The organism is Mesorhizobium sp. YIM 152430 (assembly GCF_029210365.1).
Classification (GTDB): Bacteria; Pseudomonadota; Alphaproteobacteria; order Rhizobiales; family Rhizobiaceae; genus Aliihoeflea.
The window spans coordinates 286,561-308,640 of record NZ_JARGES010000020.1; the positions used below are offsets into that span (position 1 = coordinate 286,561).

25 protein-coding genes and 1 other RNA gene are annotated in these 22,080 nt (G+C 65.4%); 13 read left to right on the forward strand and 13 right to left on the reverse strand.

What is annotated here, in order from left to right:
• Nucleotides 1–44 precede the first annotated feature (44 nt).
• A complete protein-coding gene (locus tag PZ895_RS06645) occupies nucleotides 45–464 on the forward strand; it encodes a hypothetical protein (RefSeq protein ID WP_275838232.1) in 420 nt (139 codons plus the stop codon).
• Nucleotides 465–528: 64 nt separating this feature from the next.
• Here PZ895_RS06645 and PZ895_RS06650 read toward each other — a convergent pair whose 3' ends face one another.
• Complete coding sequence (locus PZ895_RS06650) at nucleotides 529–1,368, reverse strand: MoxR family ATPase (protein ID WP_275838233.1); 840 nt, start codon at nucleotides 1,366–1,368, stop codon at nucleotides 529–531.
• Between the two features lie 126 nt (nucleotides 1,369–1,494).
• Nucleotides 1,495–1,770, reverse strand: a complete 276-nt coding sequence (locus PZ895_RS06655; RefSeq protein ID WP_275838234.1) for a hypothetical protein — start codon at nucleotides 1,768–1,770, stop codon at nucleotides 1,495–1,497.
• Between the two features lie 391 nt (nucleotides 1,771–2,161).
• On the opposite strand from PZ895_RS06655, the gene ssrS reads away from it, so the two are divergent.
• The 4 genes from ssrS (at nucleotide 2,162) to PZ895_RS06675 (ending at nucleotide 4,726) form a co-directional block, all read left to right on the forward strand.
• Nucleotides 2,162–2,319, forward strand: a non-coding RNA gene (ssrS, locus tag PZ895_RS06660) — 6S RNA.
• Between the two features lie 101 nt (nucleotides 2,320–2,420).
• The gene (locus PZ895_RS06665) at nucleotides 2,421–3,002 is read left to right on the forward strand and encodes a 5-formyltetrahydrofolate cyclo-ligase (RefSeq protein WP_275838235.1); all 582 of its coding nucleotides are present in this window, start codon (nucleotides 2,421–2,423) and stop codon (nucleotides 3,000–3,002) included.
• A 7-nt stretch (nucleotides 3,003–3,009) separates the two neighbouring features.
• Complete coding sequence (locus PZ895_RS06670) at nucleotides 3,010–3,834, forward strand: TIGR00282 family metallophosphoesterase (protein WP_275838236.1); 825 nt, start codon at nucleotides 3,010–3,012, stop codon at nucleotides 3,832–3,834.
• 112 nt (nucleotides 3,835–3,946) lie between these two features.
• Nucleotides 3,947–4,726: a TerC family protein gene (locus PZ895_RS06675; protein ID WP_275838237.1), complete on the forward strand. Its 780-nt coding sequence runs from the start codon at nucleotides 3,947–3,949 to the stop codon at nucleotides 4,724–4,726.
• A 20-nt stretch (nucleotides 4,727–4,746) separates the two neighbouring features.
• On the opposite strand, the gene PZ895_RS06680 is transcribed toward PZ895_RS06675, so the two are convergent.
• A complete protein-coding gene (locus PZ895_RS06680) occupies nucleotides 4,747–5,550 on the reverse strand; it encodes an MBL fold metallo-hydrolase (RefSeq protein ID WP_275838238.1) in 804 nt (267 codons plus the stop codon).
• Between the two features lie 155 nt (nucleotides 5,551–5,705).
• Here PZ895_RS06680 and PZ895_RS06685 point away from each other — a divergent pair, with 155 nt between their 5' ends.
• Both PZ895_RS06685 and PZ895_RS06690 read left to right on the forward strand, forming a co-directional pair.
• Nucleotides 5,706–6,455 (forward strand): YebC/PmpR family DNA-binding transcriptional regulator, encoded by a 750-nt coding sequence (locus PZ895_RS06685; protein WP_275838239.1) that lies wholly within the window; start codon nucleotides 5,706–5,708, stop codon nucleotides 6,453–6,455.
• Entirely contained in the window at nucleotides 6,455–6,739 is a 285-nt protein-coding gene (locus PZ895_RS06690) for a SelT/SelW/SelH family protein (protein WP_275838240.1), read from the forward strand. The genes PZ895_RS06685 and PZ895_RS06690 overlap by 1 nt, the downstream gene beginning before the upstream one ends.
• A gap of 7 nt (nucleotides 6,740–6,746) precedes the next feature.
• On the opposite strand, the gene PZ895_RS06695 is transcribed toward PZ895_RS06690, so the two are convergent.
• Nucleotides 6,747–6,905 carry a hypothetical protein gene (locus tag PZ895_RS06695; RefSeq protein ID WP_275838241.1) on the reverse strand — a complete coding sequence of 53 codons (159 nt, stop codon included), beginning with the start codon at nucleotides 6,903–6,905 and terminating at the stop codon, nucleotides 6,747–6,749.
• Nucleotides 6,906–7,010: 105 nt separating this feature from the next.
• A complete protein-coding gene (gene rpmE / locus PZ895_RS06700; RefSeq protein WP_252926873.1) occupies nucleotides 7,011–7,232 on the reverse strand; it encodes a 50S ribosomal protein L31 in 222 nt (73 codons plus the stop codon).
• A 192-nt stretch (nucleotides 7,233–7,424) separates the two neighbouring features.
• Between rpmE and PZ895_RS06705 the strand changes: the two genes are divergently transcribed.
• Nucleotides 7,425–9,227, forward strand: a complete 1,803-nt coding sequence (locus PZ895_RS06705; protein ID WP_275838242.1) for an ABC transporter transmembrane domain-containing protein — start codon at nucleotides 7,425–7,427, stop codon at nucleotides 9,225–9,227.
• Entirely contained in the window at nucleotides 9,224–9,685 is a 462-nt protein-coding gene (locus PZ895_RS06710; RefSeq protein WP_275838243.1) for a hypothetical protein, read from the forward strand. Before PZ895_RS06705 ends, PZ895_RS06710 begins: the two co-directional genes overlap by 4 nt.
• Nucleotides 9,686–9,699: 14 nt before the next feature.
• Here PZ895_RS06710 and PZ895_RS06715 read toward each other — a convergent pair whose 3' ends face one another.
• The 8 genes from PZ895_RS06715 to PZ895_RS06750 form a co-directional block, all read right to left on the reverse strand.
• Nucleotides 9,700–10,848, reverse strand: a complete 1,149-nt coding sequence (locus tag PZ895_RS06715; RefSeq protein ID WP_275838244.1) for an amidohydrolase — start codon at nucleotides 10,846–10,848, stop codon at nucleotides 9,700–9,702.
• Between the two features lie 20 nt (nucleotides 10,849–10,868).
• On the reverse strand, nucleotides 10,869–12,515 hold the full coding sequence (locus tag PZ895_RS06720; protein WP_275838245.1) for an FAD-binding dehydrogenase: 1,647 nt from the start codon (nucleotides 12,513–12,515) through the stop codon (nucleotides 10,869–10,871).
• A 19-nt stretch (nucleotides 12,516–12,534) separates the two neighbouring features.
• A complete protein-coding gene (locus PZ895_RS06725) occupies nucleotides 12,535–13,566 on the reverse strand; it encodes a peptidoglycan -binding protein (RefSeq protein ID WP_275838246.1) in 1,032 nt (343 codons plus the stop codon).
• Between the two features lies 1 nt (nucleotide 13,567).
• On the reverse strand, nucleotides 13,568–14,593 hold the full coding sequence (locus PZ895_RS06730) for a MotA/TolQ/ExbB proton channel family protein (protein ID WP_275838247.1): 1,026 nt from the start codon (nucleotides 14,591–14,593) through the stop codon (nucleotides 13,568–13,570).
• Nucleotides 14,594–14,713: 120 nt separating this feature from the next.
• Entirely contained in the window at nucleotides 14,714–15,505 is a 792-nt protein-coding gene (locus tag PZ895_RS06735) for an inositol monophosphatase family protein (protein WP_275838248.1), read from the reverse strand.
• A gap of 177 nt (nucleotides 15,506–15,682) precedes the next feature.
• The gene (efp, locus tag PZ895_RS06740) at nucleotides 15,683–16,249 is read right to left on the reverse strand and encodes an elongation factor P (protein WP_275838249.1); all 567 of its coding nucleotides are present in this window, start codon (nucleotides 16,247–16,249) and stop codon (nucleotides 15,683–15,685) included.
• A gap of 83 nt (nucleotides 16,250–16,332) precedes the next feature.
• Complete coding sequence (locus PZ895_RS06745) at nucleotides 16,333–17,364, reverse strand: tetratricopeptide repeat protein (protein WP_275838250.1); 1,032 nt, start codon at nucleotides 17,362–17,364, stop codon at nucleotides 16,333–16,335.
• On the reverse strand, nucleotides 17,354–18,001 hold the full coding sequence (locus tag PZ895_RS06750; RefSeq protein WP_275838251.1) for a thiamine phosphate synthase: 648 nt from the start codon (nucleotides 17,999–18,001) through the stop codon (nucleotides 17,354–17,356). The genes PZ895_RS06745 and PZ895_RS06750 overlap by 11 nt, the downstream gene beginning before the upstream one ends.
• A gap of 104 nt (nucleotides 18,002–18,105) precedes the next feature.
• Here PZ895_RS06750 and PZ895_RS06755 point away from each other — a divergent pair, with 104 nt between their 5' ends.
• From PZ895_RS06755 to ruvC, 4 genes are all read left to right on the forward strand, one after another.
• Nucleotides 18,106–18,870 (forward strand): sulfite exporter TauE/SafE family protein, encoded by a 765-nt coding sequence (locus tag PZ895_RS06755; protein WP_275838252.1) that lies wholly within the window; start codon nucleotides 18,106–18,108, stop codon nucleotides 18,868–18,870.
• Nucleotides 18,871–18,918: 48 nt separating this feature from the next.
• Nucleotides 18,919–20,556, forward strand: a complete 1,638-nt coding sequence (locus tag PZ895_RS06760; protein ID WP_275838307.1) for an acyl-CoA synthetase — start codon at nucleotides 18,919–18,921, stop codon at nucleotides 20,554–20,556.
• 368 nt (nucleotides 20,557–20,924) lie between these two features.
• The gene (locus PZ895_RS06765; protein WP_275838308.1) at nucleotides 20,925–21,440 is read left to right on the forward strand and encodes a DUF1465 family protein; all 516 of its coding nucleotides are present in this window, start codon (nucleotides 20,925–20,927) and stop codon (nucleotides 21,438–21,440) included.
• A 116-nt stretch (nucleotides 21,441–21,556) separates the two neighbouring features.
• Nucleotides 21,557–22,078 (forward strand): crossover junction endodeoxyribonuclease RuvC, encoded by a 522-nt coding sequence (gene ruvC, locus PZ895_RS06770; RefSeq protein WP_275838253.1) that lies wholly within the window; start codon nucleotides 21,557–21,559, stop codon nucleotides 22,076–22,078.
• Nucleotides 22,079–22,080 lie beyond the last annotated feature (2 nt).

Consider the following 22,080-nt stretch of genomic DNA (forward strand, 5'->3'; position numbering starts at 1 on the left):
GTGAACGTTGAGGTTCCGATAAGTCATCTTGAGGAGCCTGAACCATGGCCGACCCCCTGCACAATCGCGATCCGATCGCGCGTGACCCGCGCAACCCCGCCGATCCCGCGGACCCCCGTCATGCTGCCAACGATCCCCGCATCGTCGATCCGGCGACCGGCGCGGCGCGTCCGTCCGACACCGTCGTCGTCGACAATACGGGCCGTTCGGGTGGCTCCAACGTCCTCGTCATCGGCGTCGTCGCCGCTGCGATCGTCGTTGCGCTTCTGGTGTTCATGAACTGGTCGCCGGGTACCGACACCGCGACCGATCCGGGCGGCGCCGTCATCGAGGAGCCTGCGGCCACCGCGCCAGCCGGCGATGCGACAGCACCGGCCGCCGAGGCACCGGCTGCTGACACCGCCCCGGCTCCCGCCGACGAGGCGCCTGCCGATACGGCTCCGGCCACCGAACCGGCCGAATAACCCGCCGGGCAACCCTTATGACACCCGATTAAGCCCCGCCTCCGAGCGGGGCTTTTTCGTGCGATCAGCCTTGCCGGCGCGCCATGAAGGCGAGTTTTTCGAACAGATGCACGTCCTGCTCGTTCTTCAGGAGCGCACCATGCAGCTTGGGCAGCGCGTTCTTCGGGTCCGCCCGAAGATCGGCCGGATCGACGTCGTCGGCGACGAGCAGCCTTATCCAGTCCAGCGCCTCGGAGGTCGAGGGCTTCTTCTTCAGGCCCGGCACCTCGCGCACCTCGTAGAACTGCGCCAGCGCTGAGCGCACGAGATTCTGCTTGATGCCCGGATAATGGACGTCGACGATTTTCGACAGCGTCTCGGCGTCGGGGAAACGGATATAGTGGAAGAAGCAGCGGCGCAGAAAGGCGTCCGGCAGTTCCTTCTCGTTGTTCGAGGTGATGATGACGATCGGGCGGTGGACGGCGCTCACCGTCTCGCCGGTCTCGTAGACGTAGAACTGCATTTTATCGAGTTCCTGAAGGAGGTCGTTCGGGAATTCGATGTCGGCCTTATCGATCTCGTCGATCAGGAGCACGACCTTGCGGTCAGTCGCGAACGCCTCCCACAATTTGCCGCGCTTGATGTAGTTGCGGATGTCGTTGAAGCGCGCGTCGCCGAGTTGGCTGTCGCGCAGGCGCGAGACGGCGTCATATTCGTAGAGGCCCTGCTGCGCCTTGGTGGTCGACTTGACGTGCCATTCGAGAAGGTCGAGCCCGAGCGCGGCAGCAATCTGCCTGGCCAGTTCGGTCTTGCCGGTGCCAGGTTCGCCCTTGACCAGAAGCGGCCGTTCCAGCGCGATCGCCGCATTGACGGCAACCATCAGATCCTTGTCGGCGACATAGGAAGATGTCCCTTCGAAACGCATCCGCAAACTCCGTTTTCCAAACAGGGGCGGACAGTAGGGAGGGGCTTTCGCCCGCGCAAGAACCCGTCACGAAAAAACCCCGCAGCACGGAGCGCTGCGGGGTTGGAGTTGGGGAGGATATGAATGTCAGCGGCCGGAATTGTTGGCCTGCCAGGCGTTGTAGACGTTCTCGGTCGAAGCCGCCGGAGCGAAGGACGCCGTCGACATGTCGTCGATCGAGGCGGTCGTCATGGTCTCGAAATTGCCGGACGGGGCGACGGCGATGGTGGAACCCGAAAGCGCGTCGTTGAGCTGTCCAAGGACGGCGGCGTCGTAATTGCCGTATTCGTAGGGAGCCTGCTGGGCGAAAGCTGCGCCCGAAACGCCGAGGACGAGAGCGGAAGCGAGAAGAATGCGGTTCATGGTGGTACTCCTTGGTTTGGTCCGGCACCCTTCGAGAGGAAGCGCGGTTGGGACCGTGTGAATATTCGAGGCGGCGGTTGATGCCGTCCGATAACTGTCATTTGGGAAATCGGCTAAGGGGTCGCAATGTGTTCAACATTGAACAATCCGTCACCGTATTGATCGCAGCTTCGTGACCGTTTCTCTGGAACCTTTCGTCTGTCGAACCGGCCGGTTGGCCATGGACCGGAATATGAGCGTGTTCGAATTCACTGGCAAAACAACCACGCGCCAGAACGGCGCGCCGGCATGTCGCCGCGCCGTGACGCGGCTTGCGCACCCCGTCACGAAATCCGGCATCCCGGCGTGAACGCCGCTGGCGAAACGCCGGGGCTGCGCCTATATTGAGCATTGCGTTCTGCGCTTCTCGACAGGAGTAACTTAATTCTCGGGGCCTTACTGATCTCAAGGGAGCTGTCCCTGGCCGGACCCGTGGGTCCGGACACACGGCGCCCACCTACGTTGTAGGCACCCGGGATCAACCTCTCCATCGGTCGTCGTGGTTCGCTTTCTCCTCCTTCCATTCGCCCGCGCGCGACACCGCCATGTCGCCTTCTCCCCTTCCGTTTCCCGCTTCGATCTGTAATCGGGGATGGACAGGAGGGCGGAACATGAACCCACGCGAACTGAAGAAGGCCCTGCGCGAGGAAGCGCTTGCGCGGCGCGACGGGCTCGATCCGCAATGGCGCATCGAGGTCTCGCTGCGCATGGCCGAAGCCGCTGACCTTCTCGGCGTCGAGCCCGGCATGGTCGTCTCCGGATTCTGGCCGATGCGCTCGGAAGTGGACGTGCGGCCGCTGATGTTCGCGCTGCGCGAGCGCGGCGCGCGGCTTTGTCTCCCCGCCATCCTCGACAGGAAGACCATCGTCTTTCGCGAGCTCGTCCGCGATGCCCAGATGATCGGCATGGGCTTCGGCACCTTTGGACCCGGCCCCGATGCCGCCGAACTCGATCCCGACCTGATGCTGATCCCGCTCGCCGCCTTCGACGATCGCGGCCACCGGATCGGCTATGGCGCGGGCTATTACGACCGCGCGATCGATGCGATGACGACGCGCGGACATGCCCCGCGCCTCGTCGCCATCGCCTTCGACTGCCAGGAGGTCGAGCGCGTGCCCGACCAGGACCATGACGTCCAGCTTCCCGAAATCCTGACGGAAAGCGGGTTGCGCCCCTTTCCGAACGGGCTATAGGGAGGCGATGCGACTTCTCTTTCTGGGCGACATGGTTGGGCGGACGGGCCGGACTGCGGTCTTCGACCGGCTGCCGGGTCTCGTCTCCGATTTCAAACTCGACTTCGTCATCGTCAATGGCGAGAACGCCGCCGGCGGCTTCGGCATCACCGAGGAGATCTTCCGCCTGACGCTCGACGCCGGCGCCGATGTCGTCACCACCGGCAATCATGTCTGGGACCAGCGCGAGGCGCTGCAATTCGCCCCCCACGAGGAGCGTTTCCTGCGGCCCGCGAACTTCCCGAAAGGCACGCCGGGACGCGGCACCGGCCTTTACCTGGCGAAGAACGGCGCCCGCGTGCTCGTCTCCAACATCATGGGCCGGGTCTTCATGCATCCCGAGCTCGACGACCCGTTCAAATGCGCCGAGGAGGAACTGGCCGCCTGCCCGCTCGGCGAACAGGCCGATGCGGTGGTGATCGACTTCCATGCCGAGGCGACGTCGGAAAAGATGTGCTTCGGCCATTTTGTCGACGGCCGCGCGAGCCTCGTCGTCGGCACCCACACCCATCATCCGACCGCCGACCACCAGATTCTCAATGGCGGCACCGCCTATCTGACCGATGCCGGCATGTGCGGCGATTACGATTCCTCGCTCGGCATGGACAAGGAGGAACCGCTGAACCGGTTCCTCTCGAAGGTCGCGAAAGGTCGCTTCGAGGCCGCGTCCGGTCCTGCCACGATCTGCGGCGTGAGCGTAGAGATATCCGACCGCACCGGCCTTGCCGAGAAGATCGCGCCGTTGCGGCTCGGGCCGCGGCTCGAAGAAACCATCCCGGCCTTCTGGAACTAATCGTCTGTTTCGCCATTGTTGCGAACCGTTTGTTGACGACCCCTTGGCCGGCACCTAACGATTCGCGACAGAGGGCACCCGCACCCGATCCTTTGCGGCTGGAATCACGACAATGGAATGGCTCGCCGGCTACTTTGACTGGCTGAACGACCCCACCGCCTGGGTTGCGCTTGCAACGCTGGTTGCGCTGGAGGTCGTCCTCGGCATCGACAACCTCATCTTCATCTCCATCCTGTCCAACAAGCTGCCCGAACATCAGCGCGAGCGCGCCCGGCGCCTCGGCATCGGCGGCGCGCTCGTCATGCGCCTGATCCTGCTCGGCACGGTCGCCTTCATCGTGCAGTTGACCGAGCCGGTCTTCACGCTGTTCGGAGAGCCCTTCTCCTGGAAGGACATTATCCTTCTGGCCGGCGGCCTGTTCCTGGTCTGGAAGGCGACCAAGGAAATCCATCACACGGTCGATCCGGTGGACCAGAAGGAAGACATGGTCAGCCGCGCCGTCAACGTGACCATGGGCGCCGCCATCTTCCAGATCCTGCTGCTCGATCTCGTCTTCTCGGTCGATTCGATCATCACCGCCGTCGGCATGACCGAGCACATCGCGATCATGTACATCGCGGTCATCGTCACGGTGGCGGTGATGCTGGTCGCCGCGACGCCGCTTGCAAACTTCATCGCCAAGAACCCGACCATCGTCATGCTGGCGCTGGCCTTCCTCCTGATGATCGGCATGACGCTGATCGCCGAAGGCATGGGCTTCCATGTGCCCAAGGGCTACATCTACGCCGCGATGGGCTTCTCGGCGCTGGTCGAGGGGCTGAACATGCTGGCGCGACGCAAGAAGACGAAGGCTGCGGCTGCCGTCACTGACGCCGTCACGCCCGCCCACTGACCAGGGGCGGCCGACCGTGCTCAGACGCCTTCGAGGATGAGCACGGTCGGCCGCCGCGGAAGGGTGCGCAGCGACACGTCGAAGGACCGGCTGTCGCGATATTCAACCTCGAAATTCTCGCCGATCATGGCCGCGAAGGTCGAGATCGGCGTCGAGAAGCGGTGCATCGGCAGGACGATCGAGGATTGCAGCCGCGTCGTGATCTCCGAAACGTCGCCGAGCGACAGCGTCATGCCGCCATCGATCGGCACCATCACCACGTCGAGCCGGCCGATCGCGCCATAATGCTCGGGCGCGAGCGCGTGATGCAGATGGCCGAGATGCCCGATGCACAGGCCCGCCACCTCGAAGATGAAGATCGAATTGGCGCCTTCCTCGCTCGCGCCCCAGCGCATGATGTCGGTCGGCACGTTGCGGATATAGACGTCCTCGACCACCACCGCATGGCGCGCCGGCCCGTCCTCGCCCCATCCCGGCAGGACATGCCCGATGCGCGGATCGGGGTTGAGCGTGAAATGCGTGCTGTGGGCCTTGTTCATGGTGATGACGTCGGGCAGCGGGTCGGCCCCGTAGGCACCCGAAAAATCGGTCGCGATCCTGACCCCGCCCGGCGTCTCGATCAGATAGGTCGAATGTCCGGCATAGGTGATCGTGACCGTTTCCTCTTCCGCCTGCACCTGCGTGAAATTCGCATAGACGACGTTCGGCACGGTTTGCGCGATCGCCAGGCACTGGCTCGGCACGGGCGCGTCGGGCGGCGCCTCCTGGGCGGCGGCCGCAACGGTGAGAAGGGCAACGAGGCCGGCGGCGGACAGCAGTTTCATGAGCGGGCTCCCGGACAGGTTTCTTCCCCAGCGTAACCGTGGCATCCGCCCTGGTGTGTCACGATTGCGCGAGGCCGGGCTTCTGGACGCCCATGGCGGTTTTCATTATAACCCGGCCAAATTTTCCACTCAGCCGAACGATCGACAGGGGTGCCATGGCCGGCCATTCACAGTTCAAGAACATCATGCACCGCAAGGGCCGCCAGGATGCGGTGCGTTCCAAGATGTTTTCCAAGCTCGCGCGCGAGATCACCGTCGCTGCCAAGATGGGAGCGCCCGATCCCGCGATGAACCCGCGCCTGCGTCTGGCCGTCCAGAACGCCAAGGCCCAGTCCATGCCGAAGGACAACATCCAGCGCGCCATCAACAAGGCCGCCGGCGGCGATGCGGAAACCTACGAGGAAGTGCGCTACGAGGGCTACGGGCCGGGCGGCGTCGCCGTCATCGTCGAGGCGCTGACCGACAACCGCAACCGCACCGCCTCCAACGTCCGCGCGGCCTTCACCAAGTCCGGCGGCGCGATGGGCGAAACCGGCTCGGTCGCCTTCATGTTCGATCGGGTCGGCGAGATCGTCTACAAGCTCGAAGCCGGCGACGCCGACAAGGTGATGGAAGCGGCGATCGAGGTCGGCGCCGAGGACGTCCAGTCGGACGAGGAAGGCCACACGATCTACTGCGCCTTCGAGGACATCGGCGATGTGACGTCCGGCCTCGAAGCGGCTCTCGGCGAGGCCGAATCGGTCAAGGCGATCTGGCGTCCGCAGACCGACACCCCGGTCGACGAGGAAAAGGCGCAGTCGATCCTCAAGCTCGTCGCCACGCTCGAGGACGATGACGACGTGCAGAACGTCTACGCCAATTTCGAGGTTGACGAGGCCACGATGGCGAAACTCTCCGCCGCCTGATGAGCGAAACCGTCCGCCCGCGCATCGCGATCACCTATTGCACACAGTGCAACTGGATGCTGCGCGCGGCCTGGATGGCGCAGGAGCTGCTCGCGACCTTCGGCCAGGATCTGGCCGAAGTCGCGCTTCTCCCCGGCACCGGCGGCATCTTCGTCATCACGCTCGACGGACAGACGATCTGGGACCGCAAGGAAGATGGTGGGTTTCCCGAGGCGAAGGCACTGAAGCAGCGCGTCCGCGACGTGGCGTGGCCGCAGCGCGATTTGGGACATTCGGATCGGTAGACCCGTTCTATTTTTTCATCAAGAACCAGACAAGACCGCCCGCCGCGCCAAGCCCGATACCTATCGCGATCCCGACACCCACAGTATCGAGCATAACGCCGATCGCGACGCCTACGGGCACTCCAATAGCCATGCCGGTCGCGACGATGCCGTATTCGTCCTTCATCGCCTCACCTCCGTTTCGCAGCGTGAAGTGACAATCAGGCCGGAAGCGGGCAACAAAAAACCCGCCACGCGGGCGGGTTCTTCGCAACCAGTATTCGCGTCCGGCTTAGATACCGAGATTGGCGAACTTGTTCTTGAACTTGGAAACGCGGCCGCCGCGGTCGAGCATCGACTGGTTGCCGCCGGTCCACGCCGGGTGCGTGCTCGGGTCGATGTCGAGGTTCATCGTGTCGCCTTCCTTGCCCCAGGTGGAGCGCGTCAGGTACTCGGTGCCGTCGGTCATGACGACCTTGATCGTGTGATAGTCGGGATGGATATCGGCTTTCATCGGTCTTGTCCTAATGTCTCGATCGGGAGCACGGAGCCAATGCCTGCGGCGATTGCACCCGCTCCGGGCACTTGAAGCGGCGACCGTCAGGGTCTACGGCTTCGAAAAACGTCGGCTGGCCTATACAGGAGCCGAAATTGAATCACAAGAGCGCGCCGGCGAAATCAGCGCCGCGCGCTTGTCGAGGACGCGATGAGACCCGCAGACGCTGAAGCCGAAGCCCGCCGGCGCTCGCTTCGCCCCTTGCGCACCATGCTGCCCTACATGCTGCGCTACCGCGGCAAGGTCGCGGGCGCGCTGTTCTTTCTGTCGCTGGCGGCGCTGACCACGCTGACGCTGCCGCTCGCCGTGCGCCGGATGATCGACCACGGCTTCACCGGTTCGGACGACCAGCTCATCGCCAACTACTTCTCGATGCTCATCGTCATCGCGGTGGTGCTCGCCGCCGCCTCGGCCGGGCGCTACTACTTCGTCATCACGCTCGGCGAGCGTGTCGTCTCCGACGTGCGCCGCGACGTCTTCGCCCATGTCGCGCGCCTGTCGCCCGGCTTCTTCGACACGGTCCAGTCCGGCGAGATCGTCTCGCGCCTCACCGCCGACACGACGCAGATCAAGTCTGCCATGGGCGCGACCGCGTCCGTCGCGCTGCGCAACGTCATCCTCGGCACCGGCGCGCTGACCATGATGGTCGTCACCAGCCCCAAGCTCTCCGGCCTCGTCATCGCCGCCATTCCGCTGATCGTGCTGCCGCTCGTCGCCTTCGGCCGCTCGGTGCGAGCGAAGTCGCGCCACGCGCAGGACACGCTCGCCCACGCCACCGCCTATGCGAGCGAGCAGATCGGCTCGGTGCGCACGCTCCAGGCATTCACCAACGAGGCCCTGGTCACCGGCCGCTATTCCAGCGCCGTCGAGGAAGCCTTCGAAGCCGCGCGTCTCTCCGTCTTCGCCCGCTCCTTCCTCACCTTCTTCGCCATCCTGACGATCTTTTCGTCGATCGTCGGCGTTCTGTGGTTCGGCTCGCGCGACGTTCTGACCGGCGAGATGAGCCCCGGCACGCTGTCGCAGTTCCTGCTCTACGCCGTCTTCGCCGCCGGCGCGCTCGGCGCGCTGTCCGAGGTCTGGGGCGAACTCAGCCAGGCTGCCGGCGCGGCCGAGCGGCTGACCGAACTCCTGGCCGAAGAGCCGCACGTCGCCGAGGTCGCGAACCCGGCCCCGCTGCCTGTCCCGCCGCGCGGCGAAGTCGTCTTTTCCGACGTGTCCTTCGCCTATCCGGTCCGGCCCGGCCAGTCGGCCATCCGGTCGCTCGATTTCACCGTCCAGCCCGGCGAGACCGTCGCCATCGTCGGCCCGTCCGGCGCCGGCAAGAGCACGATCTTCTCTCTGCTCCTGCGCTTCTACGATCCGTCCGCCGGTGCGATCCTCGTCGACGGCGTCGACATCCGCGAGGTCGCGCTCGACGATCTGCGCGCGCGCATCGCCATCGTGCCGCAGGACGTGACGATCTTCGCCGCGACGGCGGCCGAGAATATCGGCTTCGGCCGCCCGGATGCGACCCGCGCCGAGATCGAGGCCGCCGCCCGCGACGCCCACGCCGAGACCTTCATCCGCAATCTCGACGCCGGCTTCGACACCGAGCTCGGCGAGCGCGGCGTGACGCTCTCCGGCGGCCAGCGCCAGCGCGTCGCTATTGCCCGCGCCATCCTGCGCAACGCCCCGATCCTGCTTCTCGACGAAGCCACTTCAGCCCTCGACGCCGAAAGCGAGACGCTGGTGCAGGCCGCGCTGGAGCGCTTGATGGAAGGCCGCACCACGCTCGTCATCGCCCACCGGCTGGCGACCGTCCTCAAGGCCGACCGCATCCTCGTCATGGACCAGGGCCGCATCGTCGAAACGGGCACGCATCAAAGCCTCGTGCGTCAGGGCGGCACCTACGCCCACCTCGCCAGCCTGCAATTCGACGTTGGCGCCGAGGCGTTCAGAAAAGCTGCGGAATGATGAACCCACAGTTGTGCCAAGCCCTTGTCGAGGTGGCGGAAGCTGCGCCTGTCGGACATGATGATTGGTGGATTATTGGCAGTGCCGCGATTGCCGCATCGGGAATCGAAGGCGTCAAGCCCGAAGATGTCGACGTTCTCGGATCATCGGCGACACTTTTGAAACTTCTTGATCACTGGCAGGTCGCTTCCGGCGCTTCATATCCCGGCGGGCAGTTCAGGTCGCACCCCTATGTCCGCGTCAGGCTCCCCGGCTGCCTTCCGATAGAGACGATGGGCGACCTTCACGTTTACGCCAGTGGTGGGTGGCTTCCTGTTCGTCCGGCCACGCGTGTCGAACTGAAAATCGCCGGGCATTCGATTTTCCTGCCAACGCTCCGCGAACAGATCGACATCTTGCGCATGTTCGGCCGACCCAAGGATCTCGCCAAGGCGAGGCTGATCGAGGCGGCAACCTGAGCCCATCGTCCAATCTACCCCAGCAGATTCCTTGCCGTGCGCATGAAAATCCGCGCCCCGATCGGGATCAGGTCGTCCGGGAAGTCATAGTCCGGATTGTGAAGCTGCGGGTGGTTCTCGCCGGCGCCCAGGAACAGCATCGCCGATTTCGCCCGCCGTCCGAAATGGCCGAAATCCTCAGACGCGCGCATCGGCAGTTCGGCCTCGTCATGCGAGATGCCTTCCGCATCCATCGCCGCGCGCAGATGCGAGACGGCCTCCGGCGCATTGAGGCTGGCGACGAAGATCTCGTGATAGTCGATTTCGCACCCGAGCCCTGCTCGCCCGGCAGCATCCTTCGCCAGCGCCTCGGCAGCGGCGACGAGATCGGCCATGCGCTCGTCGAGACGGGTGCGCAGCGTCGCCCAGACTTCGGCACGGCCCGGCGCGATGCCGAACACCGCCTCGCCCATCGAGACATGGGTCACCGTCACCATCGCGAAATCGTCTTCACTGAACCGTCCCCCGCCGAGCGCGGCGAGCTTCGGCATCAGTTCGGCCACCGCCGGCATCGGCGAGGTGCCGGTCTCGGGCATGGAGGAATGCGCAGTCTTGCCGGTGAGCACGATCCGCATTCCGCGCGAGGCGCAATTGACGACGCCTTCCTTCAGCCGCACATGGCCGAGCGGCGTTCCGGGCAGATTGTGCAGCGAGAAGGCGAAATCAGGCAGGATCGCATCGTAACGCGGATCGGCGACGACGCCGGCCGCGCCCGCGCCCGTTTCCTCTGCCGGCTGGAACATCAGCACGACGCGGCCCTTGGCGGGCCGCTTGCGCCCGAGTTGACGCCCGAGGGCGGCGAGGATGGTCGTATGCCCCTCATGGCCGCACATATGCGACTTGCCCGGCACTTTCGAGCGGTGTGGCACGTCGCCCAGTTCCTCAATCGGCAGTGCGTCCGTCTCGGAGCGGAAAAGCACGGTCGGCCCCGGCCTGCCGCTGTCATAGACGACGGCGACGCCATGCCCGCCGAGCCCAGTCAGGATTTCATCGGGCTCGGTCGGCGTCAGGAACGACACGACCTCGCGCGCCGTCTCTTCCTCTTCGCCCGAGATTTCCGGCTGCTCGTGCAGCTTGCGCCGCCAGGCCGTCAGTTCAGCGATGTCGCTATTGGTCAGTTGCATGAAATTGTCCCTGGTCGCGTTCATTGCACTGCCTTGCGCCCTGCGGCGCGGCCCGAAAAGATGCAGCCGCCGAGAAACGTGCCTTCCAGCGCATTGTATCCGTGATACCCGCCGCCGCCGAACCCCGCAGCCTCTCCGACCGCGTAGAGCCCGGCAATCGGCTCGCCCGATCCGTCCAGCACCCGCGCGTCGAGATCGGTGTGAATGCCGCCGAGCGTCTTGCGGGTGAGAATGTTGAGGCGCACCGCGATCAGCGGCCCGTTCTTCGGATCGAGGATCTTGTGCGGTCTGGCCGTTCGGATCAGCCGGTCGCCGAGATAGGCGCGCGCGCCGCGAATGGCGGTCACCTGCGCGTCCTTGGCGAAGGGGTTGTCGATCTGACGGTCGCGCGCGGCGATCTGCGCCTCGAGCCGGTCATGGTCGATCAGATCCTCGCCGACGAGCCGGTTCATGCCTGCGACGAGTTCGCCGAGCGAGGAGGAGACGACGAAATCCTCGCCATTGCGCTTGAACGCCTCGACCGGCGGCGGCGCGCCCTTGCCGCGCCGGCTCCTGACCACCTGCAACCACTCGCCGGAGGTTAGGTCCGGGTTCTGCTCCGAGCCCGACAGCGCGAATTCCTTCTCGATGATCTTCTGCGTCAGCACGAACCAGGAATGGTCGCGACCCGTCGACAGGATGCGCTTCAGCGTCGAGAGCGTGTCGAAACCCGGCATGGATGGCGGCTCGAGCCGCGCGCCATGGGCGTCGAACCACATCGAGGACGGGCCGGGCAGGATGCGGATGCCATGGTTAGGCCAGATCGGCGACCAGTTCTTGAGGCCCTCCGTATAGTGCCACATCCGGTCTTCGTTGATGACCGCCGCGCCCGCCTCGCGCGCGATGCCGATCATCCGTCCGTCGACATGGTGCGGCACGCCGGCGACCATGGATTGCGGCGCAGGCCCGAGGCGCTCGACCGGCCAGTTCTTGCGCACCAGATCGAAATCGCCGCCGATCCCGCCCGAGGCGACGATCACCGCGCCCGCCGACAGTTCGAACGCGCCGGCGATGTCGCGTGACGACTTCTCACCCCGTCCGACGGTCGACGGCGCCAGAATCTCGCCTGCAACGCCTGTCACGGTGCCGTTGGTCCTGGCAAGCCGGCTCGCCCGATGACGGAATTTCAGCGTGATCCGCCCGGCGGCGACATGTTCCCGCACACGCCGCTCGAACGGCGCGACGACGCCCGGCCCGGTTCCCCAGGTCAAATGAAAGCGCGGCACCGAATTGCCGTGCCCGGTGGCAAGCGCCCCGCCGCGCTCGGCCCAGCCGACGATGGGAAACCAGCGCATTCCCATCTGGTGGAGCCAGCTTCGCATCTCCCCGGCGGCGAAGTCGACATAGGCTTCGGCAGTCCGGCGCGGCCAGTGGTCCTCCACGCGGTCGAACCCGGCCGACCCCATCCAGTCGGAGAGCGCGAGGGCGTGGCTGTCCCGGATTCTCAGCCGCCGCTGTTCGGGCGTGTCGACCATGAACAGCCCGCCGAGCGACCAGAAAGCCTGTCCTCCGAGCGCGTTCTCGCCCTCCTGTTCGAGGATCACGACGCGTTTGCCGCGGTCGCCGAGTTCGGCCGCCGCGACCAGCCCGGCAAGCCCGCCCCCGACGATGATCACGTCGCAATCCATGCCCGTGCCTCCGTTGCGGCTATCTTTCGGTGAGCTTCAGTTCGATGCGGCGGTTGCGGTCGCGCGCCTGCGGCGTGTCGGTTTCGTCGAGCGGCTGGAATTCGCCGAAACCGGCCGCGACCAGACGTTCGGCGGGCACGCCCTGGTCGACGAGGAACTTGACGACCGAGATCGCGCGCGCCGCCGACAGTTCCCAATTGTCGCGGAAGCGTCCGGTTCCGGAAAGCGGCACATTGTCGGTGTGGCCGTCGACGCGCAAAACCCAGTTGATCTCCGGCGGAATCTCGCGCTGAAGGTCCAGGATGGCGGTCGCGAGCTTTGCCATCTCCTCCTGCCCCGCCGGGTTGATAACGTCGGCCCCGGTCGGAAAAAGCACTTCAGACTGGAAGACGAAACGGTCGCCGACGATGCGGATGTTGTCGCGGTCCGACAGGATTTCGCGCAGGCGCCCGAAGAAATCCGAGCGGTAGCGGTTCAGTTCCTGCACACGTTGGGCGAGCGCGACGTTCAGCCGGCGTCCCAGATCGGCGATCTTGGCGTTGGATTCCTGGTCGCGCGCCTCGGAAACGTCGAGCGCGGCTTCGAGCGCGCCGATCTGGCTGCGCAGCGCCGCAATCTGCTGGTTGAGAAGCTCGACCTGGGACAGCGCGCGCTGCGAGACCTGCCGTTCCTCGTCGAGGGCGCCCGACAGCGAACCGATCTGCGCTTGCGCCTCGGCGCCCGCGCCGGAGCCTGCATCGAGAAGCTGCTGCAATCGCGAACGCTCCCCCTCGGCATCGGCGAGCGAGGCCCGCAGCGAAGACAGCGCATCCTCCATGTCCTGGCTGCTCGACTGCTCCAGCGCCAGCAACTGCGTCAGTTCGTTGATCTGCGCGTTGAGGCGGATCAGCGCCTGGTCGCGCCCGCTGATCTCCTGCGACAGCAGGAACTGCGCCAGGACGAACACCGACAACAGGAACATGATGGCGAGCAGCAGCGTCGACAGGGCGTCGACGAAGCCCGGCCAGTAGTCGACATTGCGCTGGCTGCGCCTGCCGCGCGCGAGCGCCATGTCAGTTCTTGTCCTGCTGTTCGAGGGCGCCGGCGATGCGGTCGAGCGTGGCGCGCAATTCGCGCTGTTCGGCCGCCTGGCTTTCCACCCAGTCGCGCATCATCTGCTGCTCGGAGCGCATGTTCTTGACGAGGCCCGAAATGCCGTCGGCAAGATTGGCCATCGCCGCCGCCACGCGCGGGCTCGATCCGCCGCCCTGCTCCTGAAGGGTGCGCAACTGTTCCGACATCGCCTTGATCTCTTCGGCCGAACCCGCCTTGGACGGATCGATGCCCGCCATGTCGGAGCCGAGATCGGTGACCGAGGACAGCCAGTTCTCCAGTTCGATGTAGAAGCGGTTCTGCGCGCGGCCGGCCTGAAGGTCGAGAAAGCCCAGCACCAGCGACCCGGACAGGCCGAAAAGCGAGGACGAGAATGCGGTGCCCATGCCTTCGAGCGGCGCCGAGAGGCCCGACTTGAGCGAATTCAGAACGTCATTGGCATCGCCCGAAGCCGGGTCGAGCGACTGGATCGTGCTGCCGATCGAGCCGATGGTCGCAAGCAGGCCCCAGAACGTGCCGAGCAGGCCGAGAAAGACGAGAAGGCCGATCAGATAGCGCGAGATGTCGCGGCTTTCGTCGAGGCGCGTGGCGATCGAATCGAGGATCGAGCGCAGCGACGAGGTCGACAGGGCCATGCTCTGCGAGCGCGACAGGAGCGTCCTCATCGGCGCGAGCAGAACCGGCTCGGTCTCGGCCGACCCGGCGCGGAACGAGTTCACCCATTTGACTTCGCGGAAAAGCCGGACGACCTGCCCGAAGGCCAGCAGGATGCCGATCATCAGCACCCCGAGAATGAGCCCGTTGAGCCCCGGATTGGTCTGGAAGGCGGACGAGATCTGGCGATAGAGGATGGCGGCGATGAAGCCGACGATCGCCAGGAAAATCATCATCGAGAAGAGAAAGACCTGGGGGCTGGACAGGCCACGCGGATCGTAGTCCGCATCCTCGGCCGCGCTGTCCGCTCCCAGGGTTCTGAAAAAGGCCATGCCTTGCGCCCCGGATTCGTGCCGCATTTCAATCGATCACGACTGTAAACGCAATCATGGCGAAATTGAAAGAACGCGGGCGCTCAAATGCCGGGGATGACCGGGGCCGGCCCTACAGGATCAAACCGGCTTCGCGAGCGTCTTCAGGAGCGCCTTGTGGATCACTTCGTTGCCGGCGACGATCGAGCCGCCCGACAGGATGTCCTGCCCGCCGGTTCGGTCGGAGGTGAAGCCGCCCGCCTCGCGCACGATCAGCATTCCCGCCGCCATGTCCCAGGCCGACAGCCAGTCTTCCCAGTAGCCGTCGACGCGGCCGGCGGCGACATAGGCGAGGTCGAGCGAGGCCGCGCCCATGCGGCGGATGCCGGAGACTTCGCCCATCACGTTGCGCAGGTCGACCAGCGCCTTGCCGTGATGGCCGCGCCCCAGATGCGGGATGCCGGTGGCGATGACGCAGTCGGAAAGCCTGGAACGTCCCGCAACGCGCAGCCGCCGGTCGTTCATGAAGGCGCCGCCGCCCCGCTCGGCGGTGTAGAGTTCGTCCATCGCCGGATTGTAGACGACGCCCGCGACGATCTGGCCCTGACGCTCGAGCGCGATCGAGATGGCGAAGATCGGGATGCCGTGCAGGAAGTTGGTCGTGCCGTCGAGTGGATCGACGATCCAGGTGTGCTGGCCGTCATCGCCCTCGATCGCGCCGCGCTCCTCCATCAGGAAGGAATAGCCCGGCCGCGCCCGCGAAAGTTCCGCGTGGATGATTTCCTCGGCCTTGCGGTCGGCCTGGCTGACATAGTCGCCCGGCCCCTTCAGCGAGACCTGCAAATTCTGCACCTCGCCGAAATCGCGCGACAGCGACCGCCCGGCCTTCATCGCGGCCTGGACCATCACGTTGAGAAGTGCGGAGCGTGCCATTCTTTATTGTCCTTTTCGCTGCCTCGCCGGAGAAGGCATTGAGGCGAGGAGAGCCGGTTCAGAGCGTGCCGAAAATGGTGAGGTCCCGAGAACCGGAGCGGAGCGTACATCAGTACGTGAGCACCGGAAGCGCAGGACCTTGCCATTTGCAGGCCGCTATGGACCGGCTATGCCGGCTCAATCGGCGCGGCGCACGTAGGTGATTTCGTTGGTATCGACGACGATCTTCTCGCCCGACGAGATGAAGGGCGGCACCATGACGCGCACGCCGTTTTCCATTACCGCCGGCTTGTAGGACGAGGCCGCGGTCTGGCCTTTGACGACCGGATCGGCTTCCGCGATGGTCAAGGTGACGTAGTCGGGCAGCGCGATGCCGATCGGGCGTTCTTCGTAGAGCTCCACCGTCACGATCATGCCGTCTTGCAGGAATGCGGCGCGCTCGCCGACGAAATCCTTGTCGAGTTCGAGTTGCTCGTAGCTTTCCTGGTCCATGAAGACCAGCGCCTCGCCCTGCTCGTAGAGATAGGAGAAATCCTTCTGCTCCAGGCGGACCTTCTCCACCGTTTCGGCGGCGCGGAAGCGCTCGTTGAGCTTGGTGCCGTTGATCAGGTTCTTGAGTTCGACCTGGTTGTAGGCGCCGCCCTTGCCGGGCTTCACCGCGTTGGTCTTGACCGCGACCCACAGCCCGCCATCGTGTTCGATGACATTGCCGGGACGGATTTCGTTGCCGTTGATCTTCGCCATGATCGTCTTTCGCAAAATGGGGAAAAGGCCGTGCAGGCCGCAATTGCGGCTTCCAAGACCATAAAACGCCGCGTCAGGCAAGGCTAAGGCTGATCTTGCGCATCGTTCTCTTCGACGGAGCCCGCCTCGGCGCTCCCCGCCTCCTGCAACCCCGCCGGCCGCGAACCGCCCTGCTCCAGTTGCGCCATGCGCGAACCCGCCTCGTCGAGTTCCGCTTCGGTGAGGCCGGCAAGGTGGTCCTCCATCACCGGATCGACGAGACCCTCGCGCTTGGCCAGCATGTACCAGGCGGCGGCCGCGATCGGATCGCCCTCGACGCCCATCCCGGCCCAGTAGAGCTTGGCGAGGCGGTTGCGCGCCGCGACGTTCCCGCCCGTCGCCGCAAGCTCGATCCAGCCGAAACCGGCCTCCATGTCGCGGGTCCCGCCGATGCCCTCGACCAGCCAGGAGCCGAGTTCCACTTGCGCCGTGTCGAAATTCTGCTGCGCGGCGCGGGCGAGCCAGGTGCGCGCCGCGTCGAAGTCCGGCTCCTCACCCTCGATCAGCATAAGCGCGAGCGCGTATTGCGCGTCGGGCAGGCCCGTGCGCGCCGCGCGCTCGAAATAGACCTGCGCCTCGCGCTCGTCGGCCTCGTTGCCCGCCTCGTCGATCATCATCTGCCCGAAATTGAACTGCGCCATCGGATTGCCCGCATCGGCCGCCGCCTGCATCAGTTCGTAGGCGCGCGTACGGTCGCGCGGCAGGAATTCGCCGTCGATCAGCATCAGGGCTGTCTGGAACTGCGCCTCGGGAACGCCCTGTTCGGCCGCCGCCTCATACCACCGCGCGGCCTCCGCACCGTCGCGCCGCACGCCGAGCCCGCGCGCATATATCTCCGCGACCAGCGTCTGCGCCGCCTTGTCGCCGGCCTCGGCGCGCGGCAGCGCGAGCTTCAGCGCCGTGATGTAGAGCCCGCGCTGATAGGCACCGTAAGCCTGGTCGGGCTCACGCCCGCCGAACCGGCTGGGCGCGACTTCGGACGCCTGCGGACCGGTCACCTGACCGCCATCCTGCGCGGGCGCGGGCGTGGCCAGCGCGGCGAGAATCAGGAGCGCGAAAAGCCGATCATTCCTCATCGAGACGCGGCGCCCTTTCGTCGAGGAGCGCGTTCAGCGCTGTGACCCGCGCGGCGGGGTCGTCATGGGCGAACACCGCCTCTTCGACGGCGACGAAATCGACGCCCGTCCCGGCCACGACCGCCACGCTCTCGTCGGACGAACCGGCCATGACGATGCAAGGCACCGCGACCATCTCGCCCCACCACTCTCCGAGCGAAAGGTTGCGCGGATGCGCCTCCGGCTTGCCGTCGTAGCCGAACCGGCCAAAAAACATGTAGTCGGGCTGCGTCTCGCCCAGTTCCAGCGCGTCGTCGCGCGTCTTCACGCCGCCGGTGCCGACGATGATCTTGTTGCCATGGCGCTCGATCATGTCGGCGAGATCGGCCTTCGAACCTTCGAAATGCAGCCCGTCGGCCTTCGCCCGCATCGCGACGCGCGCGTCGCCCTCGACGATGACGGCGACGCCCTTTTCCTGGATCGCCGGGGTCACGCTTTCGACGAAGGCGAGGTAGTCCTGCTCTGAACGCTCCCCCTGCGGCAGGATCACCGAGGCCACGTCGCCGCCGGCCAGCGCGGACAGGATGGCGGGGCGCGCATCGCCCGAACGTGGCGCGATCAGGACGAGGCGGCAGCGATTGAAGCTTGCGTCTGGCATTGCACTCTCTTGGACGTGACCCGCCGATTTGGCGCGCGATCTTGTTGTGATTGCGGCATAAGCCATGCGACACGACTTGACCAGAAGCCACGAAGACCCGCGCCTTGCTGACCGATCCCTGGTTCTACGCCGCCGCCATCCCTTCCGTCCTGCTCGTCGGCCTGTCGAAGGGCGGACTCGGCGGCGCCGCGGCGCTGATCGGCGTGCCGCTGATGGCGCTGGTGGTGCCGCCGGTGCAGGCAGCGGCCATCCTGCTGCCGATCCTCATCCTGATGGACATCGTCTCGCTCTGGCTGTGGCGCGGCAATCGCGATGGACCGACTTTGCGCATCATGCTGCCGGGCGCGATTCTCGGCATCGCCATCGGCTGGCTGACGGCGGCTTTCGTCACCGAGGCGATGGTGCGCCTAATCGTCGGCATCGTCGCGCTCGCCTTCTTCCTGCGCTGGTTCGTCACCCGCATGGCCGGCTCCGAGCACCGCGCCGGCCACTCCGTCGCGCGCGGCACGTTCTGGGGCACCGTCAGCGGCTTCACCTCCTTCGTCGCCCATGCCGGCGGGCCGCCCTATCAGGTCTATGCGCTGGCGCTCGGCCAGGCGCCGCGCATCTATGTCGGCACCAGCGTCATCTTCTTCGCCATCGTCAACGCGGTGAAGCTCGTGCCCTATTTCGCGCTCGGCCAGTTCGACGCCGCGAACCTGACGGCATCGGCCGTGCTGATGCCGATCGCCCCGCTCGCCACCATTGCCGGCGCCTGGATCGTCCGGCGGATGCGCGCGGAAGTCTTCTACCCCTTCATGTATGCGATGGTCTTCATCGTCGCGCTCAAGCTGATCTGGGACGGACTGTCCGCCCTTCTTGACGGATAGCGCCGCTCCGGCTCTTCTCGTCGCGTCGACAGGGAGGATATGACCAGCATGAACGCCTATGAGCAGCATCTCGGCAAGAACCCCGCCAACCACCAGCCGCTGACGCCGCTCACCTTCCTGGAGCGCGCCGCCAAAGTCTTTCCGGACCAACTCGCCATCGTTCATGGCGCCGGCCGCACGTCATACAAGACCTTCTGGGAACGTTCCCTGCGTCTCGCCTCGGCTCTCGCTGCCCGTGGCATCGGCAAGGGCGACACGGTCTCGGTGATGCTGTCCAACACGCCGCCCATGCTGGAGGCGCATTACGGCGTGCCGATGGTCAAGGCCGTTCTCCACTCGCTCAACACACGTCTCGACGCCGCCGCCATCGCCTTCCAGCTCGACCATGCCGAAACGAAGGTGCTGATCGTCGACCGCGAGTTTTCGGCGGTCATGGCGGATGCGCTCGCGCTCGCCTCGGTCAAGCCGCTCGTCGTCGACTTCGACGACCCTCACTATGCCGAGGACGCGCCCTATCCGAAGGGCGAGCGCATCGGCGCGGAGGACTACGAGGATTTGCTCGCCGGCGGCGACCCGGATTTCGCCTGGTCGATGCCCGATGACGAATGGGACGCCATCTCGCTCAACTATACGTCCGGCACGACCGGCAATCCCAAGGGCGTCGTCTACAGCCACCGCTCCGCCGCGCTGATGTGCTACGCGAACACAATCCATGCCGGGCTCGGCAAGCATGGCGCCTATCTGTGGACGCTGCCCATGTTCCACTGCAATGGCTGGTGCTTTCCCTGGACGCTCGCCGTCCAGGCCGGCACCCATGTCTGCCTGCGCTGGGTCCGGGCGAAGGCGATGTACGACGCCATCGCCGATCACGGCGTCACCCATCTGTGCGGCGCGCCGATCGTCATGGCAACGCTCATCAACGCCGAGGACAAGGACAAGCGCGACTTCTCGCAGCAGGTAACGTTCAACACCGCCGCCGCGCCGCCGCCCGAGGCCGTTCTGTCGGGCATGGCGGAAGCCGGCTTCGCCGTCACCCATCTCTACGGCCTGACGGAGACCTACGGCCCCGCCGTGGTCAACGAATGGAAGGGCGGCTGGGACGCGCTTGATAAAGGACCGCGGACGACGAAAAAAGCACGCCAGGGCGTGCGCTACGCCGCGCTCGAGGGCCTGACCGTCATGGACCCCGAGACCATGCAGGACACGCCCGCCGACGGCGAGACCATCGGCGAGGTCATGTTCCGCGGCAACATCGTCATGAAGGGCTATCTCAAGAACCCCGTGGCGAGCGACGAGGCGTTCGCCGGCGGCTGGTTTCATTCGGGCGACCTCGGCGTCATGCACCCCGACGGCTACATCCAGTTGAAGGACCGCTCCAAGGACATCATCATTTCCGGCGGCGAGAACATCTCGTCGATCGAGGTCGAGGACGCGCTCTACAAGCATTCAGCCGTTGCCTCCTGCGGCGTCGTCGCGCGCGCCGACGACAAATGGGGCGAGACGCCGGTCGCCTATGTCGAACTGAAGCCGGGCCGCGCGGCGAGCGAGGACGAGATAATCGCCCATTGCCGGGCATTGCTGGCGCGGTTCAAATGTCCACGCACGGTGATCTTCGGCGAGGTGCCGAAGACGTCGACCGGCAAGATCCAGAAGTTCCGTCTGCGCGAAATGGCGCGCAATCTTTAAGGTGATCGGTCAAAACGGGACATTTTTCAGCGAATTTTCATCGAAATTTACGCTTCGTTAAGCTTTATGGGTCATTACTGTCTCCATCCAGTCTTCTGGATTCTTACCGAGTGGTTGGACCACTTCGTTTGACGCCTCCCTGTTAAACTCCTGAGAGCCGCGCTTCCCGTGGCTCTTTTTTTCGCCTTTTGGACGCCGCGCCGCACCCGCGGCGTTAACCCTTTGTTAAACATCCGGTTGCCCCGGTGGTGGACAAGGCGCATGGTCGTTCTTGTGACCTGCGGCAATGTGTGGAACCTCTGGCTCCGCCGCGCCGTTGTCGGTCGCGAAGGCGCGCAAATCAGGATGTTCGAGGCGTATTGATGAGAATGGAAGCCGGCAGCGGCCAGGCCGCGACGATCAATCTGGCGGAACGCCGCGTTTTCTCCGGCTCGTTCAAGAAGCTTTACGGCGAAGGAATGCACCTCGTCGAGGAGGCTGCGGAATATCTCGACGGCCAGGGGCGGATCGAGGCGAAGTCGCTGTCCCGTATCGCCGCCACGCTCTATGCCGCCGAATCGATGCGACTGACCACCCGCCTGATGCAGATCGCCTCCTGGCTCCTCCTCCAGCGCGCCGCCAATTCCGGCGAGATGACGCGCGATCAGGTCGCCGCCGAAAAATCCAAGGTCCGCCTCGACACCGCCTCCGCCTTCGACACCGATCAGTCCTGGGGCGAACTGCCGGCATCGTTCCGCGATCTCGTCGACCGCTCGCTGCGCCTCCAGGCGCTCGTGCGCCGCATGGACGGCGAGGTCTACGGCGCCGACGACAGCTTCGAGCGCCGCGCCGTCAATCCCGTCTCCGATCAGATCACCCTGCTGAAGACCGCATTCGGGCGCTGAGCATTTTGCAGCCGGCGCGCTTGCGTCCGGCGTTGCACAAATGCAGTTGGATCACAATTTCGTTGCTGCTTTGTTCACGCTTTCATGTCATAGCGGACATGAAAGACGGGGACTCCATGGCAGAGACGATTCGCATCATCGGTATCGATCCGGGCCTACGCCGCACTGGTTGGGGCATCATCGACGCCATCGGCAATTCGCTGCGCTTCGTCGGCTCCGGCACCATCCGTTCGGATGCGAACATGGACCTCGCCTCGCGGCTTTGCCAGTTGCATGACGGACTGCAAGCGATCATCCACGCGCATATGCCCGTCGAGGCGGCGGTCGAGCAGACCTTCGTCAACAAGGACGCGACCGCGACGCTGAAACTCGGCCAAGCCCGCGGCATCGCGATGCTCGTTCCCGCCCGCGGCGGTCTGCACGTCGCCGAATACGCGCCGAACGCCGTCAAGAAGTCGGTGATCGGCGTCGGCCACGGCGACAAGAAGCAGATCCACATGATGGTCAAGGTGCTGATGCCGCGCGCGACCTTCGACACCGATGACGCGGCCGACGCCATCGCCATCGCCATCTGCCACGCCCATCACCGACAGAGCGTGACCGGCCGGCTTGCGATGGCAGCAGCGGCGGCGGGGTGAGC

Bases quoted from the DNA above. Each gene is read 5' to 3' on its own strand.
- PZ895_RS06720 (WP_275838245.1), bottom strand. From the start codon at position 12,515: ATGGATTGCGACGTGATCATCGTCGGGGGCGGGCTTGCCGGGCTGGTC.
- PZ895_RS06675 (WP_275838237.1), top strand. From the start codon at position 3,947: ATGGAATGGCTCGCCGGCTACTTTGACTGGCTGAACGACCCCACCGCC.
- PZ895_RS06650 (WP_275838233.1), bottom strand. From the start codon at position 1,368: ATGCGTTTCGAAGGGACATCTTCCTATGTCGCCGACAAGGATCTGATG.
- PZ895_RS06730 (WP_275838247.1), bottom strand. From the start codon at position 14,593: ATGGCCTTTTTCAGAACCCTGGGAGCGGACAGCGCGGCCGAGGATGCG.
- PZ895_RS06765 (WP_275838308.1), top strand. From the start codon at position 20,925: ATGGAAGCCGGCAGCGGCCAGGCCGCGACGATCAATCTGGCGGAACGC.
- PZ895_RS06715 (WP_275838244.1), bottom strand. From the start codon at position 10,848: ATGCAACTGACCAATAGCGACATCGCTGAACTGACGGCCTGGCGGCGC.
- PZ895_RS06695 (WP_275838241.1), bottom strand. From the start codon at position 6,905: ATGAAGGACGAATACGGCATCGTCGCGACCGGCATGGCTATTGGAGTG.
- PZ895_RS06750 (WP_275838251.1), bottom strand. From the start codon at position 18,001: ATGCCAGACGCAAGCTTCAATCGCTGCCGCCTCGTCCTGATCGCGCCA.
- PZ895_RS06760 (WP_275838307.1), top strand. From the start codon at position 18,919: ATGAACGCCTATGAGCAGCATCTCGGCAAGAACCCCGCCAACCACCAG.
- PZ895_RS06670 (WP_275838236.1), top strand. From the start codon at position 3,010: ATGCGACTTCTCTTTCTGGGCGACATGGTTGGGCGGACGGGCCGGACT.
- PZ895_RS06680 (WP_275838238.1), bottom strand. From the start codon at position 5,550: ATGAAACTGCTGTCCGCCGCCGGCCTCGTTGCCCTTCTCACCGTTGCG.
- PZ895_RS06655 (WP_275838234.1), bottom strand. From the start codon at position 1,770: ATGAACCGCATTCTTCTCGCTTCCGCTCTCGTCCTCGGCGTTTCGGGC.
- PZ895_RS06705 (WP_275838242.1), top strand. From the start codon at position 7,425: ATGAGACCCGCAGACGCTGAAGCCGAAGCCCGCCGGCGCTCGCTTCGC.
- PZ895_RS06725 (WP_275838246.1), bottom strand. From the start codon at position 13,566: ATGGCGCTCGCGCGCGGCAGGCGCAGCCAGCGCAATGTCGACTACTGG.
- PZ895_RS06690 (WP_275838240.1), top strand. From the start codon at position 6,455: ATGAGCGAAACCGTCCGCCCGCGCATCGCGATCACCTATTGCACACAG.
- PZ895_RS06665 (WP_275838235.1), top strand. From the start codon at position 2,421: ATGAACCCACGCGAACTGAAGAAGGCCCTGCGCGAGGAAGCGCTTGCG.
- PZ895_RS06710 (WP_275838243.1), top strand. From the start codon at position 9,224: ATGATGAACCCACAGTTGTGCCAAGCCCTTGTCGAGGTGGCGGAAGCT.
- ruvC (WP_275838253.1), top strand. From the start codon at position 21,557: ATGGCAGAGACGATTCGCATCATCGGTATCGATCCGGGCCTACGCCGC.
- rpmE (WP_252926873.1), bottom strand. From the start codon at position 7,232: ATGAAAGCCGATATCCATCCCGACTATCACACGATCAAGGTCGTCATG.
- PZ895_RS06685 (WP_275838239.1), top strand. From the start codon at position 5,706: ATGGCCGGCCATTCACAGTTCAAGAACATCATGCACCGCAAGGGCCGC.
- efp (WP_275838249.1), bottom strand. From the start codon at position 16,249: ATGGCGAAGATCAACGGCAACGAAATCCGTCCCGGCAATGTCATCGAA.
- PZ895_RS06645 (WP_275838232.1), top strand. From the start codon at position 45: ATGGCCGACCCCCTGCACAATCGCGATCCGATCGCGCGTGACCCGCGC.
- PZ895_RS06745 (WP_275838250.1), bottom strand. From the start codon at position 17,364: ATGAGGAATGATCGGCTTTTCGCGCTCCTGATTCTCGCCGCGCTGGCC.
- PZ895_RS06735 (WP_275838248.1), bottom strand. From the start codon at position 15,505: ATGGCACGCTCCGCACTTCTCAACGTGATGGTCCAGGCCGCGATGAAG.